Genomic DNA, 20,086 nt, shown 5'->3' with positions numbered 1-20,086 from the left:
AGAAATGCGATCGAATGTGGGAGCGGCGGTGCGGCGATCCGACTTGCTCGCGAAGGCGTCCGCTCAGGCGCTGAGATTCAAAGCTGGCTGATATAGGTGCCAGTACCCTTGAGAATGTTCTGCAACGTTTCTTCCACTTCCGCCAAATCCGCCGCATCAGTGCTGTGAATGATTTCCAGCGAATCATCACCATTCAGCGCATCAGCGTCCGCCGCCGCGATTTCGATAAGCAGGCGGGTAGGGCTGAGGGTGACTTTTACGCCGTCCAGCGTCGAAGGCTCGCCGTCGAGGGTGATGTCCAGCGCGTCCTCGTCCGGGTAGCGGGTCATCAGGAACATATCGCCCTGATCGCTGTGGCAGGCGAGCATGGCCATGTTGTCTTCTTCGTCGTCGCACGGGTTGACGATCAAGAGGGCGGTGGTCATTTGCATGGGGAATTCCTGGCTCGACGAGCGTTGTGAAGACGAACAAAGGGCGATTCTGCCAGCCCTCGGGAATTTCTGCTCGTCTGAGTGTCAGAGGATGTGTCGTGAACATCTGGGGTGTTGCTGGTCATTTCTGGTACAGATGTGCCGCAAAACCGGGCTTGAACCCCCCGTTTTGCCGTGCGGCTGCTAGTGTTGTTCGATGCACAAGGCGCAAGCTGCGTACCGATGACCGAATATGTCGCAGCGCTGCAAGCACGGGCCTTGCCGCACTGGTTAAGCTGCGCAACGGATGAGCACCTGTAAAGACATTGCGCGATGCGTTGCCCAGTCGTTTTTGCAGATGCCCATTCATGGAAGGTGAATGTGACCTGAGTGTCTCGTCCAGCTTCACCCACCTGTCATCCTGTTTCCTCTGCCCGAGAATCAGGAACAGGGTGACGGATCGCCCCGAAAGGGGTTTGCACGCGACGCTTCCATCAATAACAAGCCCAAGCGGAGTACCACAGATGGCGTTCTTCACCGCAGCCAGCAAAGCCGACTTCCAGCACCAACTGCAAGCGGCACTGGCCCAGCACATCAGTGAACAGGCACTGCCACAAGTGGCGCTGTTCGCGGAACAATTTTTCGGCATCATTTCCCTGGACGAGCTGACTCAGCGTCGGTTGTCCGACCTCGCCGGCTGCACCCTTTCTGCGTGGCGCCTGCTTGAGCGCTTCGATCACGCGCAACCGCAAGTGCGCGTCTACAACCCCGATTACGAACGCCACGGCTGGCAGTCGACCCACACCGCGGTCGAAGTGCTGCACCACGACCTGCCATTTCTGGTGGACTCGGTACGCACCGAGCTGAACCGTCGCGGCTACAGCATCCACACCCTGCAAACCACTGTGCTGAGCGTGCGTCGCGGCAGCAAGGGCGAGCTGCTGGAAATCCTGCCGAAAGGCACCCAGGGCGACGACGTACTGCAAGAGTCGTTGATGTACCTGGAAATCGACCGTTGCGCCAACTCGGCCGAACTGAATGTCCTGAGCAAGGAATTGGAACAGGTTCTCGGTGAAGTCCGCGTCGCGGTCGCCGATTTCGAGCCGATGAAAGCCAAGGTCCAGGAAATCCTCACCGGCCTGGACAACAGCCAGTTCGCTGTCGATTTTGAAGAAAAAGCCGAAATCAAAAGCTTCCTGGAATGGCTCGTGGGCAACCACTTCACCTTCCTCGGCTATGAAGAGTTCGTGGTTCGCGATGAAGCCGATGGCGGCCACATCGTTTACGACCAGGACTCCTTCCTCGGCCTGACAAAATTGCTGCGCACCGGCCTGACCTACGATGACCTGCGCATCGAAGACTACGCCGTGAACTACCTGCGCGAACCGACCCTGCTGTCGTTCGCCAAGGCTGCGCACCCGAGCCGTGTACACCGTCCGGCTTACCCGGATTACGTGTCGATCCGTGAAATCGACGCCGACGGCAACGTCATCAAGGAATGCCGTTTCATGGGCCTGTACACCTCCTCGGTGTATGGCGAGAGCGTGCGGGTCATCCCGTACATCCGTCGCAAGGTCGAAGAAATCGAACGCCGTTCCGGCTTCCAGGCCAAGGCTCACTTGGGCAAGGAACTGGCGCAGGTAGTTGAAGTGCTGCCCCGCGACGACCTGTTCCAGACCCCGGTCGACGAACTGTTTGCCACCGTGATGTCGATTGTGCAGATCCAGGAACGCAACAAGATTCGCGTGTTCCTGCGCAAAGACCCGTACGGCCGCTTCTGCTACTGCCTGGCCTACGTGCCGCGCGACATCTACTCCACAGAAGTGCGCCAGAAGATCCAGCAAGTGCTGATGGATCGCCTGAAAGCCTCGGACTGCGAGTTCTGGACCTTCTTCTCCGAGTCCGTGCTGGCCCGTGTGCAACTGATTCTGCGTGTCGATCCGAAAAACCGTCTGGACATCGACCCGCAGCAGCTGGAAAACGAAGTGATCCAGGCTTGCCGCAGCTGGCAGGACGACTACTCGGCCCTGACCGTCGAAACCTTCGGCGAAGCCCATGGCACCAACGTGTTGGCCGACTTCCCGAAAGGCTTCCCGGCCGGTTACCGCGAGCGTTTCGCCGCGCATTCGGCTGTGGTCGACATGCAGCACCTGCTGAGCCTGAAAGAATCCAATCCGCTGGTGATGAGCTTCTATCAGCCACTGGGCCAGGTGTCCGGTCAACGCGAGCTGCACTGCAAGCTGTATCACGCCGATACCCCGCTGGCACTGTCCGACGTGTTGCCGATCCTTGAAAACCTTGGCCTGCGCGTGTTGGGTGAATTCCCGTATCGCCTGCGTCACAACAATGGCCGCGAGTTCTGGATTCACGATTTCGCGTTCACCGCCGCTGAAGGCCTGGAACTCGACATCCAGCAACTCAACGACACCTTGCAGGACGCGTTCGTCCACATCGTGCGCGGCGATGCCGAGAACGATGCGTTCAACCGCCTGGTGCTGACCGCCGGCCTGCCATGGCGCGATGTCGCGCTGCTGCGTGCCTACGCCCGTTACATGAAGCAGATTCGCCTGGGCTTCGACCTGGGTTACATCGCCAGCACCCTGAACAACCACACCGACATCGCTCGCGAGTTGACCCGGTTGTTCAAAACCCGTTTCTACCTGGCCCGCAAGCTCGGTACTGACGATCTGGAAGACAAGCAGCAACGTCTGGAACACGCGATTCTGAGCGCACTGGACGACGTCCAGGTGTTGAACGAAGACCGTATCCTGCGTCGCTACCTGGACCTGATCAAGGCCACCCTGCGGACCAACTTCTACCAGACCGACGCGCACGGTCAGAACAAGTCCTACTTCAGCTTCAAGTTCAACCCGCACCAGATTCCAGAGCTGCCGAAGCCAGTACCGAAGTTCGAAATCTTCGTTTACTCGCCACGCGTCGAAGGCGTGCACCTGCGCTTCGGCAACGTTGCTCGCGGTGGTCTGCGCTGGTCCGACCGTGAAGAAGACTTCCGTACCGAAGTCCTGGGCCTGGTAAAAGCCCAGCAAGTGAAGAACTCGGTCATCGTGCCGGTGGGCGCCAAGGGCGGCTTCCTGCCGCGTCGCTTGCCACTGGGCGGCAGCCGTGACGAGATCGCGGCCGAGGGCATCGCCTGCTACCGCATCTTCATCTCGGGCCTGTTGGACATCACCGACAACCTGAAAGACGGCGCGCTGGTACCGCCGGCCAACGTCGTGCGTCATGACGATGATGACCCGTACCTGGTGGTGGCAGCGGACAAAGGCACTGCAACCTTCTCCGACATCGCCAACGGCATCGCCATCGACTACGGCTTCTGGCTCGGCGATGCATTCGCATCGGGCGGCTCGGCCGGTTACGACCACAAGAAAATGGGCATCACCGCCAAGGGCGCGTGGGTTGGCGTTCAACGTCACTTCCGCGAACGCGGCATCAATGTTCAGGAAGACAACATCACGGTGGTCGGCATCGGCGACATGGCCGGTGACGTGTTCGGTAACGGCTTGTTGATGTCCGACAAGCTGCAACTGGTCGCAGCGTTCAACCACCTGCACATCTTCATCGACCCGAACCCGGAGCCGGCCAACAGCTTCGCCGAGCGTCAGCGCCTGTTCGACCTGCCGCGTTCGGCCTGGTCGGATTACGACACCAGCATCATGTCCGAAGGCGGCGGGATCTTCTCCCGTAGCGCGAAAAGCATCGCGATTTCCCCGCAGATGAAAGAGCGCTTCGACATTCAGGCGGACAAGTTGACCCCGACCGAACTGCTCAACGCCTTGCTCAAGGCGCCGGTGGATCTGTTGTGGAACGGCGGTATCGGTACTTACGTCAAAGCCAGCAGCGAAAGCCACGCCGATGTCGGCGACAAGGCCAACGATGCACTGCGCGTGAACGGCAACGAACTGCGCTGCAAAGTCGTGGGCGAGGGCGGTAACCTCGGTATGACCCAGCTGGGTCGTGTCGAATTCGGCCTCAATGGCGGCGGTTCCAACACCGACTTCATCGACAACGCTGGTGGTGTGGACTGCTCCGACCACGAAGTAAACATCAAGATTCTGCTGAACGAAGTGGTTCATGCCGGTGACATGACCGACAAGCAACGTAACCAGTTGCTGGCGAGCATGACCGACGAAGTCGGAAACCTGGTTCTGGGCAACAACTACAAGCAGACTCAGGCACTGTCCCTGGCGGCACGCCGTGCCTTCGTGCGGATTGCCGAATACAAACGTCTGATGAACGATCTGGAAGGCCGCGGCAAGCTGGATCGCGCCATCGAGTTCCTGCCGTCTGAAGAAGCGATCAACGAGCGCCTCGCGGAAGGCCACGGCCTGACCCGTGCCGAGCTGTCGGTGCTGATCTCCTACAGCAAGATCGACCTCAAGGAAGCGCTGCTCAACTCCCAGGTGCCGGATGACGCTTACCTGACGCGCGACATGGAAACTGCGTTCCCGCCGACCCTGGTCAGCAAGTTCGCCGACGCCATGCGCCGTCACCGCCTGAAGCGTGAGATCGTCAGCACCCAGATCGCCAACGATCTGGTCAACCACATGGGCATTACCTTCGTTCAACGACTGAAAGAGTCGACCGGCATGAGCCCGGCGAATGTTGCGGGTGCTTATGTAATTGTTCGGGATATCTTCCACCTCCCGCACTGGTTCCGGCAGATAGAAGCCCTGGACTACCAGGTTTCCGCTGACGTGCAACTGGAACTGATGGATGAGCTGATGCGTCTGGGCCGTCGCGCTACGCGCTGGTTCCTGCGCAGCCGTCGCAACGAGCAGAATGCTGCCCGTGACGTCGCGCACTTCGGTCCACATCTGGCAGCGCTGGGCCTCAAGCTCGACGAACTGCTGGAAGGCCCGACCCGCGAAGGCTGGCAGACCCGTTATCAGGCGTACGTTGCGGCTGGCGTTCCTGAGTTGCTGGCGCGCATGGTTGCAGGCACCACTCACCTGTACACCTTGCTGCCGATCATCGAAGCGTCCGACGTGACCGGTCAGAACGCAGCTGACGTGGCGAAGGCTTACTTCGCTGTTGGTAGCGCGCTGGACATCACCTGGTACCTGCAACAGATCAGCGCTCTGCCGGTTGAAAACAACTGGCAGGCCCTGGCCCGTGAAGCGTTCCGAGATGACGTCGACTGGCAACAACGTGCAATCACCATCTCGGTCCTGCAACAGGGCGACGGCACCCAGGACGTGGAAACCCGTCTGGAGCTGTGGATGGAAGAGCACGAAGGCATGATCGAACGCTGGCGCGCCATGCTGGTAGAAATCCGTGCCGCCAGCGGCACTGATTACGCCATGTATGCGGTGGCCAACCGTGAGTTGCTGGATCTGGCGTTGAGCGGTCAAGCGGTAGTGCCTACCACTGCCGCTGTCACTGCCAGCGCTGAGTTGGAGCCGGCCGCCTGATCAGGCGCTGAATGAAGAAGCCCCGTCTCGAAAGAGGCGGGGCTTTTTTTTGGTCTGATGAATTTGTGTCGTTTGGTCGGACCCTTTCGCGAGCAAGCCCGCTCCCACATTAGTTTTGCGTCGTACACATAATCAATGTGGGAGCGGGCTTGCGAGCGAAGGGGGTATCACATTCAATACAAATTTATGCCTGTTGTGTTATCGATCATCGACACTTTATCTGTCGGTCTGGTCAATAAATTGCTGAGCGACTGGTCAAACTTCTGCAAGGCCCGAACTTGCACGTTTTGTTGTTCGTTAATGTCGGCAACTATCTCTTCGCTGCGTTTATAGTCCGCCCATACCGGACTCAGTTCTTTAGCGTCATGCCCTTGCGCAGTGCCGATGTAGTTGAAGTGGGTATCGTAGAACGCTGCGCTGACATTCGCGCTGATATCCGAACTGCGCGATGTCATCAATTGACTGCGCGTGTCGACGATGGCGACCACGTCCGGTTTAGCTGCCCTGAGACTTTGCATGTCGGGGTATACGGTCACCGAGCCAAACTGACGTTGCAAGGATGCTTTGACCCAGTCCACCGCCAGGTCCGGTTTGGAGGTGGCAACGTAGGCGTCGTGAATCGACTGCACCAGCAGGCTCTGGCCGAAACCGGTGCCGGCGTTGGCCTGGTAATCCTGAAGGTAGGCGCGGTTAGTCTGAGTGTTGCGGCTGTAGACGATGCCCAGGGACACGTTGCTGCCATTGGTGACATGCGTGGCGCTGCTGCGGCCCACCGGCTCGGTGAAGACGCCGTCGAGCGAAGAAACAGCCTTCGGTGCAGTGGGTATTGAACAGCCCGTTAAAAGAATCGTCATCGTCAAGGTGCTGACAAGTGCAAGTTTCATGGTGTTTCTCCCGTGAAACAACTTGGGTCGGAAAGTTGATAGGCCGGACACAGGCGGCGGAGATTCCAGACTAAACCTGTCGTCACTGAATGAAATGGCCAATCACCGCGCTTGTCAGGTGACTACTAGTTTTGTTTGGTTTAAAAGGCCCCGGTTAATTACGCCGGGAAATAAAAAGGCCCGAATGCTTAGTTCGAGCCTGTTTATTTATGGCTGGCGCAACAGCTATCAGTTTTCCAAAGGGATCAATACTTTTTCGTCGGGCGCTAACACCATAAACACCAAGAGTTTGGCAGGTTTGGTGGCGCTGGCATTTTTCGAGACCAAATGTTCCGATCCCGCCGGTTCGTACCAGAATTCGCCGGCCTTGTAGGTGATCGCTTTTTGACCCTTCACTTGAGAAATGATCGAGCCCGAAAGGACGTAGGCCATGGCCGTGCCCTCGTGCTTGTGGGCGATGGACGATTGGCCGGGTTTGTAGTCGACTTCGATCATCAACGCTTTTTTGCCCTGCACGTTTTGCAGCATTTCGTCCTGCAGAATGGTGACTTTTTCCGAAGGGTCGTGGGCGAATGCCGAGGCGGAAACGGTCAGGGCGAGGGCGGCGAGGGGGGCAGCACAGTAGCGGAAGGCTTTCATGGGTATCACCTGCTTGGTTAGTCGTCAGGGACCACAGTAAGTCTCGGCCAAGGCCAATCAAACAGCCAATTTTCGTGAAGGCGAGGGGACCAATCATGCGCGTTGAAAAAACAAGATCGCCGCCTCCAGCCACTCCTGCAGGGGTACCCATTGCCCTGTAGGAGTGGCCGAAGGCGGCGACCTAATTTTCTAAACGATAGGAAAGCTGTTGAAGTCGACGCTGTTGGCCAGACGGCTGTCGATCAGGCCGATAAAGCCTTGTACTTCAGGGCAGTTGAAATGCATTTGCATGGCCGCTTCCGATTGCCAGCGGGCGCTGACAGTCCAGCGGTTGTCGTCCTCGGGGCAGCGGTCGACCATATAGGAATCGCAGCCCGGTAGTTCGCGCAGGGTATCGACAATTTTTTGCAGTTGCTTGCCCAGTTCGTCCGAGCGGCCGGCGGCGGCCTGCACCTTAACGGTATTGATCACTTCGTTGGACATTGCTCACACTCCTGAATCAGGCCGGACGAATCCTGCTCATTGAGGGATAACACTTATGCAGGATAGGCCCGCATCCCTGGACCACCAATAGCCAATCGCGGGATAAAAACGCAGACCAATCCGTCAGGCAACCTGCTGCAAAATGTCCCGCAGGCGGTCCAGGGCGATGTCGATGTCGAGGGTTTCGATGGCGCCAAAACCGAGGAAAAGCCCGGCCTGCGGCGCTTGCTGATAGAAAAAACTGTCGATGGGATACACCCCGACCTCGACCTTTTTCGCAAGTGTAATCACCAATGGAATATCGATAGACACTTTGCACATAACCACCATGTGGAACCCGGCGGTAGTCGGGACAGCCTCTAGCCACGGTGAAAGATCGCCGGCCATGCGCTCGAGGATCCGCTCACGACGCCCGGCATAAATCGTATGGCAGCGCCGAATGTGCTTGAGCAGACAGCCTTCGGCGATGAACTTGGCCAGCGCCCATTGGGGCAGGGTGGACGTGTGCAGATCGGTGAGCTGCTTGGCGCGAATGACCGCTTCGAGAAACGCTGGCGGCAGGATCGCATAACCCAGGCGCAGCTCCGGCAGCAGGGTTTTCGAAAAGGTCCCGACGTAGGCGACGCGTTCGTCCATGCTTTGCAGCGAGTCGGTGGGCCGGCCTTCGTAGCGGAATTCGCTGTCGTAATCATCCTCGATGATGATCGCGCCCAACTCATGGGCCCGCTCCAGCAGCGCCACCCGGCGCGCCTGGCTCATCGGCATGCCGAGCGGGAACTGGTGGGACGGAGTGACATAGATCAGCCGGGTGCCAAGGGGAATCTTGTCCACCTGAATGCCTTCCGCATCCACCGGGACGCCGATCACCGTGGCGCCGTGGGTACCGAACAACAGGCGTGCAGGCGGATAGCCGGGGTCTTCCATGGCGACAATGCTGCCGGGACGGGTGAGCACCCGGGAGATCAGGTCCAGTGCCTGTTGCGCGCCGTTGCACACCACCACGTCTTCGTTCTGGCAATTGACCCCGCGGGAAAACGCGATGTGCCGGGCGATCGCATTGCGTAGCGCCGGCAGGCCTTCGGGCAGGCTGTAGAAGCCCTTGGACGCAGAGATTTGGCGCAAGGCATGAGCGGTGCAGCGCCGCCAGTCATCCTGGGGAAACTGGCCCTTGCTAGTGGCGCCGCCGATGAAGTCGTAGCGCAACGAGCCTTCCAGTGTCGGATGGCGAAGGAACACCGGCAGGTTGCGCCAGGACTCGATGACCTCGGCACTGGCCAGCTCCGAATGGCTCTGTTTACGGGTGATTTTCGCCGGTCGGGCATTGACGTAGGTGCCTTTGCCGATGACCCCGGTGAGGAAGTTTTCGTAGGTCAGTTGCGTGTAGGTGTCGGAAATGGTCTTGCGCGAAATGCCCAATTGTTCAGCGAGTAAACGACTGGGCGGTAGTTGTGTCCCGGCTGCCAGACGGCCGGATTCGATGGCGCTGCGCAGTTGGTTGTACAACTGGCCTGCCAGGTCCTTGCGGCCGTTGATGACAACGTGAAGTTCCATACCGGCGAGGCTCCTGGGGCGATTGAGGCGCGTGTGCGTCGCGCCAGATTACCCGCATGAGCGCCTGCGCAGAAGTTGCGTGGGCGAAAAACCTCCGATTGGTCTGGTGCCTGAGTGGTCCACGGGTATTTCGCAGAATTGGATCTGTAACGCCTGCGTATCAACGCCTACCTTGAGGGGCACACATTCGATCCACGAGGTCACTCCATGAACCCCCGCCTGGATTACTACAGCGCATCGCCCAAAGCGATGAAAGCGATGATTGCCATGGAGGCCTTGACCAGCAACCTCAGCATCGAGCCGGCCTTGCTGCACTTGATCAAAATCCGAGCCTCGCAACTCAATGGCTGCGCCTTCTGCACCGACATGCACTCGGTGGATGCCCGGCGCCTGGGCGAGACTGACCGTCGGTTGTATTCGATCGTGGTCTGGCGCGACAGCGGCTTCTTCAATGCGCGAGAACGCGCGGCGCTGGCCTGGACCGAAGCCGTCACCTTGCTCTCTGAAAACCATGTGCCGGACGACGTCTACGCGCAGGCCCGGGAGCAGTTCAGCGAAGGCGAGATGGTCGACCTGACCATCGCCGTCACCACGATTAACAGCTGGAATCGCCTGGCGGTGAGTTTCCGGCAAACCCCTGGCGGCTGAATCGATTTTCCGCCCCGAGTGTCACATCAGGTTCATAAACCCTGCGCAGGATGAGGCTTTCAAGGACAGGTCGACAGGGAGTCAGCGATGCCATTTATGGAAACCACGGATCGTCAGCAAATTGCCGAGTACCGATCGCCCGTTGAAAAGACTTCATCCTGGCGCGCACTGGCGGCAGGGATCGATCCGGTGCTGGCGCAGTCTTTTCGGGTCAGTGCCCGTTGCGGCTGTTTCATGCAGGCAGCCCGCAGCCTCAACATCAAGGCCACCCAGCTGCGCAAACAATTGGCGCAGCTTGAAACGCAACTGCAGTGCTCGCTGTTCAGCCACTCAGAGAATGGCGTTGCCCTCAGTCGTGACGGATTGCAGCTGCAATCGCAGTTGATTGCCCTGGCCCACGAGCGCGACTTGCCGGTGATCGAACAGCCGTTGATTCGCCTGGCCGTCGCCGAATCGATCCTGCATGACATTCTCGGTCGCGATCTGGTTGCCTTGTTGCGGCGCAACGCCAGCGTGCGCCTGGACATCATCACCCTCGACAGTGAACTGTCCCTGCAAGCGGTCAGTGCCGATGTGGTGCTGTGGCTGGCCGGCACCGATTCACCGCTGCCCGGCCCGAGTTTTGCTGTCAGCGAGCCTCGGCGTTTGGCGCGGCTCGACTATCTGCCCCACATCGCCAAACGTTATTCACGGGTCGCGTCCCGCCCTGACAGCCTCGATGACCTGGCGGATTTCCTGCTGGTGCAATGGCAGCATGACCGTCAGGTCGACTGTTTTCGGCCGTGGAATACCCTCGTGGACCAGCGCCTGGCCGGAGTGGTGCAGTTGCATTCCTATGAGCTGATGCTGGAGATGATCCGTTGCAGCGCCTGCATTGGCCTGCTGCCCGGATACATCAGCCGCTTCGACCGCGGCCTGATTGAACTGCCGGGGTTGTTCAGTCAACCAATGCAGCGCGAGGTGTGGATGACGGTCAATGCCGAGTCCGAGGGTTCAGCGCAGGTGCAGATGATCGTCGAGCTGATCCAGAACACCTTCAATGAAAGGCGGGAGTGGTTCGGAGGGTGACCGCCGTCCAAAATGTGGGCGCGTGCTTGGTCCGGGCGGCGATCCGACGATAGCGGCCGGACAGTCGACATCAATGTTGAATGTGATGGCCCCATCGTCGGATCGCCGCCCGGACCAAGCTCGCTCCCACATGGGTTCTCGCCATGTCGCAAGTACGCGGTATAGAGTGGGCGGCCATGTCTGTCTCAAGGATGAATCACCCATGCCCGCCACTGAAGCTGTCATCACCCTCGAACGTTTCAACGAATCCCACATCGACAGCATTACCGCGCTCTACAACGACCCGGCCATTACTCGGCAGGTGCTGCAAATGCTGTTTCAGTCCCCCGAAGTCTGGCGTAAGCGCCTGGCGCCGGACAATGAGCGTGTGGTGCAGCTGGTGGCGCTGCATCAAGGAATGGTCATCGGCAATATTGGCCTGGAGCAGTTTTCACGGATCCGCCGCAGCCATGCCGGCAATCTCGGCATGGGCGTCGCGGTGGCCTGGCAGCGCAAGGGCATCGGCTCGAAGCTGTTGGCGGCGGCGCTGGACATCGCCGACAACTGGATGAACCTGCAACGGCTCGAGCTTTCGGTCTACGCCGACAACGAAGCTGCCATCGGGCTGTATCGCAAGTTCGGCTTCGACACCGAAGGGCTGTTTCGCGACTACGCCGTGCGTGATGGCGGATGGGTCGACGCCTTGAGCATGGCGCGGCTGCGTCGCACACCCAAGGCCGGTTGAGTCACTCGCCCAACGCGAACGCCACCGCCGCTTGTGCATGCAGTTCAGTGGTGTCTAGCAAGGGCAGGGCGCTGTGTTCGGGTTTGATCAACAGGCCGATTTCCGTGCAACCGAGGATGATTGCCTGGGCGCCACGTATGGTCAGCGATTCGATGACTTGCTGATACACCTTGCGTGACGCCTCGCTGACCACCCCGACGCACAACTCGTCATAGATGATCCGGTGGACGGCCTGACGTTCATCGGCCTCCGGCACCAGTACGGTCAGCCCCATTGAGGTCAGCCGCTCCTTGAGGAAGTCCTGCTCCATGGTGAACGCTGTGCCGAGCAATCCAATCTTCAGCGCGCCAGCCTCGACGGCAGCCTGACCGACCGGGTCGGCGATGTGCAGAAACGGAATACTGATCGCTGCCTGAATCTGCCCGGCTACTTTGTGCATGGTGTTGGTGCACAGCACCACGCAATCGGCACCGCCAGCCTGCAACCGCTCTGCCGCATCTACCAGAATCGCCGCGGCATCGTCCCAGCGCCCGGCGTGCTGGGCCTGTTCGACAGGGCCGAAGTCGACGCTGTACATTAGCAATTTCGCCGAACGCAACGGCCCGAGCCGGTCGCGCACTTGCTGGTTGATGAGACGGTAATACTCGGCGCTGGACTCCCAGCTCATGCCGCCGATAAGGCCGATGATGCGCATGTCGTGCTCCTGTTGATGGCAACCCTTGTTCGAGCATGCCCTTATTTTGAGAGTACCCGTGGCTCTTCATCGCGATCTATCAGGAAATTTCACATGCCAGCGGCGCTGAGCCAGGAGCTGCTGGGCGGCAGACTCTGCTTGCAGCTTTTGCCCCGTGCGGCTTACAGCGCGCGTGACCCTGTGCAGTGGCAAACCCTTGGGGTGACGCTGGAACGTCAACACGGCGTGCACGCCATCGATTCGGATCATCGGGTGGATTTCGACACCTTGCCTGGCGTACTGGCTTACACCCCGGTCGGCGTGGAGGTGTTTTCCGAATCGGCCAGCGGTGGCGAATACCTGCTGATGCGTCTGGACGAGCCGTTGGCTAATCAGTGTTTACCCTCGGTTGACCGCCGTGTGCAGTCTTCGGGCAATCGCCGCGCGCTGATGCTGGGCCGGGAACTGCGGCGTCTGTTGCTCGCTCCGCAACCGGACAGGCTGGCGCTTGAGCAAAGGGCGGTGGAATTCGTTGGTTTGATGAACCCGAAGACCAATACCGCGCAACGTGTCACGTCCAGGGTTTTCACCCAAGTGCTGGATCAGATCGCCGAGCAGTTCCACGAACCCCTGACCCTGGAACAATTGGCCGCCACCTACGGACAAAACGAGCTGCGCTTCCTGCGCGACTTTACCCGGGCCATCGGCCTGACACCCCACGCTTACCTCGTTGAAGTGCGGCTTCAGGCGGCACGCCGGATGATCGAACACACCGACCTGTCCCTGGCCGACATCGCCCTGAACGCGGGGTTCGCCCATCAGTCCCACATGGGCAGTGCCTTTCGCAAATACCTGGCCATGACCCCCAGCCAATACCGTTCACGCTTTTAGTCGTACGCCGGCAGCGCGCATCTGCCATGCTCAAAGTCCGCAGCACCGCTTCAACAAAGGAACACCGCAATGGACGACGTACAGCAACTGGGTGAGATGCTTCGCCATTACGCAGAAAGCGAAGCGCACAAGAAGCAACTGTTCGAGTCGCAATCGGCCGTGTGGGCGACGCGCATTGGTGAACTGTTCGATCAGATCCAGCAATGGCTGGAACCGGTCCAGGCGCCGAATCTGCTGGAGGTGAGCCGCGAGGCCTATGTCGCCTCGGGGCCGAGCATTCCGGTCGAGACGTCAACCTTCAAGACCGAGAAGCTGTCCATTGTGATTGCCGGTAAACCGGTGGAGTTTGTGCCGGATGTGATGGGTGCCGGTGGTCAGATTTCACTGGCCGTAATGGGCCTGACGGCCGCGCGCTACGGCAGCATTTCGCTGGTGTGCCTGCCACCGTCCAGTAGCTGGCAATGGCGCAAGACCAATGGCTTGAAAGACCCGGATACATTTGCGTTCGATGCGAACTTTTTGGCGCAGCAGTTGCAGAGCCTGATTCCCCGCGAACGCAGCTGAACTCTCTGACCTGACACATACCCTGTGGGAGCGGGCTTGCTCGCGAAGAGGCCATAACATTCAACATCAATGTTGAATGACAGTCCGCCTTCGCGAGCAAGTCGGATCGCCGCATCGCCGCTCCCACATTGGATTTGCGTTGCGTCAAATTTCGAGGTTGCCCCAACCCGGTTTCGCTTCTTCCGGCGCCACCGTCTTCACACGCTTGCCCGTCGCCAATTCCACCCGCCGCGCCACCTCCGGGTCATCGGCAAACGGAATCAAACTGGCTTCATCCAGACTCTCTGTCGTCTGGTGTTTCAGGCAGTATTCAACCGCCAGCCAAAGCCCCGCGACGCCCAACACATTCAGCACGACCTCAATCATCTCAAGCCCCTTGCCTCAGACAATCTGCGCTTCGCGGTGGGCCATTTCAACGTCTGAAACCCGCACTGTGCGCCAGACGTTGTAAGCCATCAGCAACATGCCGCTGAGGAAGAACACCCCGCCGGCGAAGCGCACCACGAACCCTGGATGGCTGGCCTGCAAGGCTTCGACGAAGGAGTAGGTCAGCGTGCCGTCGTCGTTGATCGCCCGCCACATCAGGCCCTGGGTGATGCCGTTGACCCACATCGAGGCGATGTACAGCACGGTGCCGATGGTCGCCAGCCAGAAGTGCAGGTTGATCAGCGGTGTGCTGTACATCTGCTCGCGACCGAAGACTTTCGGGACCATGTGGTACAGCGAGCCGAAGGTGATCATTGCCACCCAACCCAGAGCGCCAGCGTGGACGTGGCCGATGGTCCAGTCGGTGTAGTGGGAGAGGGCGTTGACCGTCTTGATCGCCATCATCGGCCCTTCGAAAGTCGACATCCCGTAGAAGGCCAGGGACAACACCAAAAAGCGCAGGATCGGGTCGGTGCGCAATTTATGCCAGGCACCCGAGAGGGTCATCATGCCGTTGATCATTCCGCCCCAGCTCGGTGCCAGCAGGATCAGCGACATGGCCATGCCGAGCGACTGCGCCCAATCCGGCAGCGCGGTGTAATGCAAGTGGTGCGGGCCGGCCCAGATGTATAGGGTGATCAGCGCCCAGAAGTGCACGATCGACAGCCGATAGGAATACACCGGTCGCCCGACCTGTTTTGGCACGAAGTAGTACATCATCCCGAGGAACCCGGTGGTCAGGAAGAAACCCACTGCGTTGTGCCCGTACCACCATTGCACCATGGCGTCGGTCGCCCCGGAATACACCGGATAAGACTTGAACCAGTCCACCGGAATCGCCAGGTGATTGACCACGTGCAACATGGCGATCACCACAATGAACGCGCCGAAGAACCAATTGCCGACGTAGATGTGTTTGGTCTTGCGTTGCACCACGGTGGTGAAAAACACGATGGCGTAAGCGACCCAGACCACCGTCATCCACACCGCGCCGGAAAATTCGATCTCGGCGTATTCCTTGGTGGTGGTGTAGCCCAGCGGCAGGGTGATCAGCATCACCACGATTACCGACTGCCAGCCCCAAAAGGTGAATGCCGCGAGCTTGTCCGAAAACAGCCGCACCTGGCAGGTGCGCTGCACCGCGTAGTAACTGGCGGCGAATTGCGCGCTGCCAGCAAAGCCGAAAATCACCAGGCTGGTGTGCAGCGGGCGCAAGCGGCCGAAGGTGGTCCACGGCAGGTCGAGGTTCATCTGCGGCCACACCAGTTGCGAGGCGATCCACACCCCCATCGCCATCCCCACGACACCCCATACCACGGTTGCCACGACGAATTGGCGGACGACCTTGTAGTTATAGGCCTGTCCGATTGTTGCTGTGCTCATGGTCAATGCTTCCACGGTTGCAAAGTCTTGCCAGGCCACCCGGACTGGCATGTCGTGCACTGTAGAAACCCCACCGGAAACAAACCAGACTCAGAAAATAGTCATTTATGCGGATCAGATTTGAGGTAACCCTGCGGCCATCTGCCACAACCTGATACGGTTTTTTAGCGTTCAGCTGAATCTGTAACGCACTGCGTCGCAGGTCCATAGTCGCCTCAAGAAAACGGGCCATAGAGCTTCAAGCTCACTGAAATTCCTGTGGGAGCGACCTGTGGTGAGGGGATTTATCCCCGTTCGGCTGCGAAGCAGTCGTCAATCCGGACAAACCGGTCTGTCTGAACGGACGCGGGGGCCGCTTCGCGACCCAACGGGGATAAATCCCCTCACCACAGTTCGCTCCCACAGGGGTTGTGCAGAGCCCGATCAATCCTGATGAGGTAGCCACATGTATCAGTACGATGACTATGACCGGGCTCTGGTCTTTGAGCGGGTCGCGCAGTTTCGCGATCAGATCGAACGCTTCATGGCGGATGAGTTGAGCGAAGAAGAATTCCTGCCGCTGCGTTTACAAAACGGCCTGTACATGCAAAAGCACGCCTACATGCTGCGGGTGGCGATTCCTTACGGCACGTTAAGCGCGCCGCAAATGCGTACGCTGGCGAGCATCGCCCGGGATTACGATCGTGGCTACGGCCACTTCACCACCCGGCAGAACATGCAGTTCAACTGGATCGAACTGGCCCAGGTGCCGGACATTCTCGAGCGCCTGGCGCAAGTGGAAATGCACGCGATCCAGACCTCCGGCAACTGTGTGCGCAACATCACCACCGAAGCCTTTGCCGGGGCGGCGGCGGACGAAATGATCGACCCACGACCGCTGACGGAAGTCCTGCGGCAATGGTCGACCATCAACCCGGAATTCCTGTTCCTGCCGCGCAAGTTCAAGATCGCCATCTGCTCGGCGGAACAGGACCGGGCGGCGATCATGATGCATGACATCGGCCTCTATCTTTCCCCGGGAACCGACGGGCAAATGCTGCTGCGGGTCATCGTCGGCGGAGGGTTGGGGCGCACGCCGATCCTTGGTTTGCAGATTCGCGAAGGGTTGCCGTGGCAACACCTGCTGTCCTACGTCGAAGCGGTGCTGCGGGTCTACAACCGCCACGGTCGGCGCGACAACAAGTACAAGGCGCGGATCAAGATTCTGGTCAAGGCGCTGGGCATCGAAGCCTTTGCCCGGGAAGTGGAGGGGGAGTGGCAGTACCTCAAGGACGGCCCGGCGCAGTTGACCAACGTCGAATATGAGCGCGTGGCCAGCGCCTTTGTGCCACCGGATTACCGCGCTCTGGCGGACACCGACCTCGATTTCGGCACACGCCTGTCCGAAAACCCGGCCTTCGCCCGTTGGGTGTCGCGCAACGTTCAGCCACACAAAGTGCCGGGTTACGCCAGCGTGGTGCTGTCGACCAAACCGGGCATCGCCTCACCGCCGGGTGATGTTACGGCCGAGCAAATGGAGGCGGTGGCCGACTGGTCCGAGCAGTTCGGTTTTGGCGAAATTCGCATCGCCCATGAACAGAACATTGTGTTGCCCGACGTGCCCAAGGCTGAGCTCTACACGATCTGGTGCCGCGCCTGCGAACAGGGCCTGGGCTGCGCCAACATCGGTTTGCTGACCGACATCATCGCCTGCCCCGGCGGCGACTTCTGCGCGCTGGCCAATGCCAAGTCGATCCCTATCGCGCAAGCGATTCAGGCACGCTTCGAAGACCTCGACTATCTGCATGATCTGGGCGACATCAGCCTGAACATCTCCGGCTGCATGAACGCCTGCGGCCACCACCACATCGGCAACATCGGCATTCTGGGGGTCGATAAGAACGGCAGCGAGTGGTACCAGATCACCCTCGGCGGGGCTCAGGGCAAGAACAGCGCATTGGGCAAAGTCATCGGCCCGTCCTTCAGCGCCGCCGAAGTGCCCGGGGTGATCGAGCGGATCATCGCCACGTTCGTCAATTACCGCGAGAGTGAGGAAGTGTTCGTCGACACGTTGCAGCGCATCGGTCTGGAACCGTTCAAAGAGCAGGTCTATCCGAAGCTGTTGGAGGTGTCGGCATGAACAATTTGCTGCGGCTGGAGGAGGGTGTGGCGCGGATTGTCGCTGATGATCCATGGACTCTGGTCAGGGATGTCAACGATGAATGGCCGGCGGGTGCAGTGATTCTGCCGTTGGCCCGCTGGCTTGAAGGTCCACCGCAAAAGGGTGTGTGGTTGGGGCCGGACGATGAAGTGGACAGCCTCAAGCCGTGGTTTTCACACCTGCCGCTGATCGCCCTGGACTTTCCGAGTTTCCGTGATGGTCGCGGTTACAGCCAGGCGTACTTGCTGCGCACTCGATTGGGCTGGACGGGCGAGTTGCGCGCGGTCGGCGACGTACTGCGCGATCAACTTAGCCACATGCGCCAATGCGGGTTCGACAGCTTTGCGGTGCGTGAGGACAAGTCGGTTGAAGATGCGCTCAAGGGGCTGGCCGGGATGAGTGTGCTGTATGGGCGTTCGGTGATTGAGCCGCGGCCATTGTTTCGACGGCGTCAGTAGAAACCCCGGTGAGGACGGCGCATCCTGTAGAGCTGGATGCGCCGAGCGCTGTCAGTTGATGCGGACCAGAGCAGCTCGATCGCTTGGAGAAAGCTGATCAATTTCGAGCAGTGTCAGGCTTTTTGGCGCTTCACCAGGCAGTGGGCTGCCGAGATTGCCCGCAGCATCGGCGGGAAGTTTGTACATCGCGCCAGTGAGTGGATCGACAACGAGCATGCCAATCAACCCACCCAACAACAGGTTGCCCCAATACCAGCCACTCATGCTTGTTTCCAGCGTAGCGCTGGTATCGGCATAACCTTCTTTCTTAAAGGTGATGGTGTAGGCCTCACCTTTGAAGTAGCCCCGACCTGAAGGCAGGGTAACGGTATTGGGTGTGGAACCGTTATGAACGACGACTCCGTCCTTGTTCTTGATGGTGAAGTCGGCACCGCTTGGAGTGCTCGACACGTTCACTGGGTATTTGCTGTCGCCTACGATGCTTGCACAGCCCGAAGTCAGCAGTGTGGCGGTCAGGGCTGTAACGGTGAACAGCGTGCGGAGAGCTTTCATTGATGATCCTTGAGACCGGGATTGCCGTCATTGGCCGAGGTACGCTTCATGTCGCCCTCGTTGTGAGTATTGGGGGCTGACTGCCCGGCGCGGACTCTAGCACTAATGGCAGTGAGCCATCATCCAGAATTTAAATTAATTCGGTGTAGTCGCACGCCTTGGGAAATGGTGTGTGGTGGCGCAAGGCATTTGTACTTGGGTCGATGATGGCACTTTGGTAGAGTCCGCATTTCATAAGGAAGTCGTACCGAAAGGAGTCTGGTTTGAGTGTGGGCAAGAAGATTTTAGGGTTAACCGCGTTTCTGCTGATGTTGACCCTGTGGGGCGGTTACTTTTATGTGTTCCAGGAAAACCGCGGCGGGCAGTTGGGTGGTGCGTTCGACAGTTATGCCTGGTGCGGCACGCCACCGGCCGCCGATGCGCTGTCGCTGGGCAAGGATCAGTTGACCCTGCGCATCACCAACAACCTGCGTGGCGAGTTCCTGCTCAGCGGCGCGGTGATTGTTTCCGAGCGCACTTTCAACCGCTACGACCTGGGCCGAAACGAGCTGCGCTTGCGCCTGGAACCACTGCAATGGTCCTACGGCGCCACGCCGATTTTTCTCGAACAGGTCAGGATCAAACCCCTGAGCCGTAACCTCGCCTCAGACAACAAAAGTGCCTACGCGGAGCTGGAGCCGCGACCGATCGGCGTACAGGGACGCGCCAGCGAGTTTCCCTTCGACACCTACCGCTACGGCTACAAACCGGTGCTGTATTACCTCAAGGGCAATGAGCGCATCGACTTGCGCTTTCGCCACATCACCACGGTGATGGAGATGTCGAACACCTTTACACCCATTCAGAAGTACAACCGGGCCGAGTACATCAACGAGAAAAACGCGTTGGTGCGTGACGAGGATTACAAGCCTTACGCCGTCAACGAATGTGCGTTCAGCGTCGAGCGCAAAGGCTCGTTCAAAGTGATCGTCTTGCTGTTGCTGCTGGTGATTTGCCTGCCGCTGATGCATGTGTTTTATCGCGACGAGCCGGGCATCGATTTTCTCGCCACGCTGGTGAGTATCGGGGCGATCCGGGTGTTTCTGGTCGGGCCGTTGCAGGACTTTCAGCTGTACAACATCGACTTCCTGTTCGGCGCGGCGATTTTACTGGTGGGGACG

General features: G+C 59.3%; 18 protein-coding genes. 9 read left to right on the top strand and 9 right to left on the bottom strand.

Translation table 11 applies throughout. The features are described from left to right. Positions 1-77: 77 nt before the first annotated feature. Entirely contained in the window at positions 78-431 is a 354-nt protein-coding gene (locus E3W21_RS20040; RefSeq protein WP_134421589.1) for a hypothetical protein, read from the bottom strand. A gap of 503 nt (positions 432-934) precedes the next feature. Between E3W21_RS20040 and E3W21_RS20035 the strand changes: the two genes are divergently transcribed. Beyond that, positions 935-5,842, top strand: a complete 4,908-nt coding sequence (locus E3W21_RS20035; protein WP_134421588.1) for an NAD-glutamate dehydrogenase — start codon at positions 935-937, stop codon at positions 5,840-5,842. Between the two features lie 173 nt (positions 5,843-6,015). On the opposite strand, the gene E3W21_RS20030 is transcribed toward E3W21_RS20035, so the two are convergent. The 4 genes from E3W21_RS20030 to E3W21_RS20015 form a co-directional block, all read right to left on the bottom strand. Further along, on the bottom strand, positions 6,016-6,726 hold the full coding sequence (locus tag E3W21_RS20030) for an ATPase (protein ID WP_134421587.1): 711 nt from the start codon (positions 6,724-6,726) through the stop codon (positions 6,016-6,018). Between the two features lie 228 nt (positions 6,727-6,954). Beyond that, the gene (locus E3W21_RS20025; RefSeq protein WP_134421586.1) at positions 6,955-7,365 is read right to left on the bottom strand and encodes a cupin domain-containing protein; all 411 of its coding nucleotides are present in this window, start codon (positions 7,363-7,365) and stop codon (positions 6,955-6,957) included. A 189-nt stretch (positions 7,366-7,554) separates the two neighbouring features. Beyond that, positions 7,555-7,848: a putative quinol monooxygenase gene (locus E3W21_RS20020; RefSeq protein WP_008150809.1), complete on the bottom strand. Its 294-nt coding sequence runs from the start codon at positions 7,846-7,848 to the stop codon at positions 7,555-7,557. A gap of 123 nt (positions 7,849-7,971) precedes the next feature. Beyond that, positions 7,972-9,399 (bottom strand): PLP-dependent aminotransferase family protein, encoded by a 1,428-nt coding sequence (locus E3W21_RS20015; RefSeq protein ID WP_134421585.1) that lies wholly within the window; start codon positions 9,397-9,399, stop codon positions 7,972-7,974. A gap of 207 nt (positions 9,400-9,606) precedes the next feature. Here E3W21_RS20015 and E3W21_RS20010 point away from each other — a divergent pair, with 207 nt between their 5' ends. The 3 genes from E3W21_RS20010 (at position 9,607) to E3W21_RS20000 (ending at position 11,839) form a co-directional block, all read left to right on the top strand. Further along, a complete protein-coding gene (locus E3W21_RS20010) occupies positions 9,607-10,047 on the top strand; it encodes a carboxymuconolactone decarboxylase family protein (RefSeq protein ID WP_134421584.1) in 441 nt (146 codons plus the stop codon). Between the two features lie 87 nt (positions 10,048-10,134). Continuing rightward, positions 10,135-11,115, top strand: coding sequence for a LysR family transcriptional regulator (locus E3W21_RS20005; RefSeq protein ID WP_134421583.1), 981 nt, complete (start codon positions 10,135-10,137; stop codon positions 11,113-11,115). A gap of 202 nt (positions 11,116-11,317) precedes the next feature. Then, complete coding sequence (locus E3W21_RS20000; protein WP_134421582.1) at positions 11,318-11,839, top strand: GNAT family N-acetyltransferase; 522 nt, start codon at positions 11,318-11,320, stop codon at positions 11,837-11,839. Position 11,840: 1 nt separating this feature from the next. On the opposite strand, the gene E3W21_RS19995 is transcribed toward E3W21_RS20000, so the two are convergent. Next, complete coding sequence (locus E3W21_RS19995; RefSeq protein ID WP_134421581.1) at positions 11,841-12,533, bottom strand: aspartate/glutamate racemase family protein; 693 nt, start codon at positions 12,531-12,533, stop codon at positions 11,841-11,843. A gap of 93 nt (positions 12,534-12,626) precedes the next feature. Between E3W21_RS19995 and E3W21_RS19990 the strand changes: the two genes are divergently transcribed. Next, the gene (locus tag E3W21_RS19990; RefSeq protein WP_129443858.1) at positions 12,627-13,403 is read left to right on the top strand and encodes an AraC family transcriptional regulator; all 777 of its coding nucleotides are present in this window, start codon (positions 12,627-12,629) and stop codon (positions 13,401-13,403) included. A 69-nt stretch (positions 13,404-13,472) separates the two neighbouring features. Further along, a complete protein-coding gene (locus E3W21_RS19985) occupies positions 13,473-13,967 on the top strand; it encodes a hypothetical protein (RefSeq protein WP_134421580.1) in 495 nt (164 codons plus the stop codon). A gap of 144 nt (positions 13,968-14,111) precedes the next feature. Here the strand turns inward: E3W21_RS19985 and E3W21_RS19975 are convergent, their stop codons facing one another. After that, positions 14,112-14,333: a cbb3-type cytochrome c oxidase subunit 3 gene (locus E3W21_RS19975; protein WP_134421579.1), complete on the bottom strand. Its 222-nt coding sequence runs from the start codon at positions 14,331-14,333 to the stop codon at positions 14,112-14,114. 15 nt (positions 14,334-14,348) lie between these two features. Next, positions 14,349-15,776 (bottom strand): cytochrome-c oxidase, cbb3-type subunit I, encoded by a 1,428-nt coding sequence (ccoN, locus tag E3W21_RS19970; protein ID WP_134421578.1) that lies wholly within the window; start codon positions 15,774-15,776, stop codon positions 14,349-14,351. A 445-nt stretch (positions 15,777-16,221) separates the two neighbouring features. Here ccoN and E3W21_RS19960 point away from each other — a divergent pair, with 445 nt between their 5' ends. Continuing rightward, on the top strand, positions 16,222-17,895 hold the full coding sequence (locus tag E3W21_RS19960) for a nitrite/sulfite reductase (protein ID WP_134421577.1): 1,674 nt from the start codon (positions 16,222-16,224) through the stop codon (positions 17,893-17,895). Continuing rightward, on the top strand, positions 17,892-18,374 hold the full coding sequence (locus E3W21_RS19955; protein ID WP_134421576.1) for a DUF934 domain-containing protein: 483 nt from the start codon (positions 17,892-17,894) through the stop codon (positions 18,372-18,374). Before E3W21_RS19960 ends, E3W21_RS19955 begins: the two co-directional genes overlap by 4 nt. 51 nt (positions 18,375-18,425) lie before the next feature. Here the strand turns inward: E3W21_RS19955 and E3W21_RS19950 are convergent, their stop codons facing one another. Beyond that, positions 18,426-18,926, bottom strand: coding sequence for a hypothetical protein (locus E3W21_RS19950; RefSeq protein WP_134421575.1), 501 nt, complete (start codon positions 18,924-18,926; stop codon positions 18,426-18,428). Between the two features lie 263 nt (positions 18,927-19,189). Between E3W21_RS19950 and E3W21_RS19945 the strand changes: the two genes are divergently transcribed. After that, positions 19,190-20,086, top strand: an 897-nt coding sequence (locus E3W21_RS19945; RefSeq protein WP_134421705.1) for a hypothetical protein, incomplete at its 3' end; no start/stop codon positions are given.

The sequence above is a fragment of the Pseudomonas sp. F01002 genome (assembly GCF_004402115.1).
Classification (GTDB): Bacteria; Pseudomonadota; Gammaproteobacteria; order Pseudomonadales; family Pseudomonadaceae; genus Aquipseudomonas; species Aquipseudomonas frigoris.
Note: the sequence above shows the minus strand (reverse complement) of the source record. Positions and strands in the feature narration are given on the sequence as shown.